This window comes from Streptomyces muensis (genome assembly GCF_021474425.1).
Taxonomy (GTDB): domain Bacteria; phylum Actinomycetota; class Actinomycetes; order Streptomycetales; family Streptomycetaceae; genus Streptomyces; species Streptomyces muensis.
Genome location: NZ_JAKEIP010000537.1, coordinates 1 through 1863 on the forward strand (window position 1 = coordinate 1; position 1863 = coordinate 1863).

Consider the following 1863-nt stretch of genomic DNA (forward strand, 5'->3'; position numbering starts at 1 on the left):
CAATCAGGGATGGGCCGGGTAGGGGCGGCGGGGGCGAAATCCCCCGGCTCACCCCCTACGCCAACAACCCCCGCAACGGAAACACAGCCCGCCGAGTAGCCAACACCGCCTGATCCAGCCGATCCGCAGGGTCATACCCCGCCTCCCACCCAGCCCAGGAAACCGGCCACCGCCCATCAGTCATCCGCACCGGCCCCAACTGCCGAGTCCGCGCAAACACTTCCTGCCGCCACCCCTCAGGAATCACCGCCGCAGGCTCAATCTCCCGCCCCGCAACAATCCCCACCAGATGAGTCCACGACCGCGGCACAACCTCCACCACGGCATATCCACCCCCACCCAGCGCCACCCACCGCCCGTCGGCATACTCGTGCGCCAGCTCATGACAGGCCACCTGCACAGCCCGCTGCGCATCCAACGACACGGCAAGATGCGCCAACGGATCCTCGAAATGCGTATCGGCCCCGTGCTGCGTCACCAACACTTGCGGCCGAAAATCAGCGATCAGCTCAGGCACCACGGCATGAAACGCCCGCAACCACCCCGCATCCGCGGTCCCCGCCGGCAGCGCCACATTCACGGCCGTACCCTCCGCCGACTCCGCCCCGGTCTCCTCCGGCCACCCGGTCTGCGGAAACAACGTACGAGGATGCTCGTGCAACGAGACCGTCAGCACCCGCGGGTCCTCCCAGAACGCGGCCTGCACCCCGTCCCCGTGATGCACATCCACATCGATGTACGCGACCCGCTCGGCCCTCAACTCCAACAACCGCGCAATAGCCAACGACGCGTCGTTGTAGATACAGAACCCCGACGCACCCCCCGGCATCGCATGATGCAGCCCACCCGCGAAGTTCACCGCATGCAGCGCCTCCCCCCGCCACACAGCCTCCGCAGCCCCCACCGACTGCCCCGCGATCAGCGCGGACACCTCGTGCATCCCCACAAAGGCAGGGTCGTCCATCGTCCCGAGTCCGTACGACTGATCCGCCGCCCCCGGATCCGCCGAGGCCGCCTTCACGGCCTCGATGTAGTCCTGTCGATGAACCAGCCGCAAGGTCGACTCCCCGGCCGGCTGCGCCGCGACGACGTCCATGTCCTTGTCCAGCCCGAAGGCGTCGACGAGTCTCCTGGTCAGGGCGAGCCGGACCGGGTCCATCGGATGGTCCCGACCGAAGTCATAGCCCGTTACTGCCTCGTCCCACATCAGCTGTGCGCGGCCGCTCATGCCCGTCACCGTATCGGTCCGGTTGAGCGGCGAACGACCGGGCGTACACAAGCGTCACCAGCACCAACACCATCGGCACAAGCATCGCCCCGCGATAGTTCCACGCATCGCCCAGCGCCCCCACCAAGGGCGAACCGATCAAAAACCCGACGTAGTTGAACACATTGAGCCGCGCGACGGCCGCATCCGAAGCCCCCGGCCCGTACTTCTCGGAAGCCAGCCGCCCAGCCGCCGCGAACGTCTGCGGCACCAGCACACACAGCCCCAGCCCGAGCAGCGTGAACCCCACCATCCCGACCCACGCTCCGGGCGCCCCGGCCACCACGGCGAACCCACCGGCCGCCACCAGCGCCCCCATCCGCACGACCGCGACCGCCCCGAACCTCCGCACCCCGAAGTCCCCGATGGCCCGCCCCACCAACGTGGTCACCATGTAGACGTTGTACGGCACGGTGGCCAGTTGCTCCGAACTCCCCAGCACATCCTGGAGATACTTCGCACTCCAGTTGGAGACGGTCGAGTCCCCGATATACGCGAAGGTCATCACCAGACACAGCGGCAACAGCACCTTGAAGGCAACGGCCCCTTCAAGGTGCTGTTGCCGCTGTGTCTGGTGATGACCTTCGCGTATATCG

Annotated in this window: 2 protein-coding genes; both read right to left on the reverse strand. The window is 67.1% G+C overall.

From position 1 onward, the window contains the following. Nucleotides 1-55: 55 nt before the first annotated feature. Nucleotides 56-1228 carry an acetoin utilization protein AcuC gene (locus L0P92_RS44125; RefSeq protein ID WP_234768764.1) on the reverse strand — a complete coding sequence of 391 codons (1173 nt, stop codon included), beginning with the start codon at nucleotides 1226-1228 and terminating at the stop codon, nucleotides 56-58. Beyond that, on the reverse strand, nucleotides 1179-1863 hold a 685-nt coding region (locus L0P92_RS44130; protein ID WP_234768765.1), incomplete at its 5' end, for an MFS transporter. The genes L0P92_RS44130 and L0P92_RS44125, both read right to left, overlap by 50 nt.

Coding starts and splice junctions, on each gene's coding strand:
- L0P92_RS44125 (WP_234768764.1), bottom strand. CDS start 1,228: ATGAGCGGCCGCGCACAGCTGATGTGGGACGAGGCAGTAACGGGCTAT.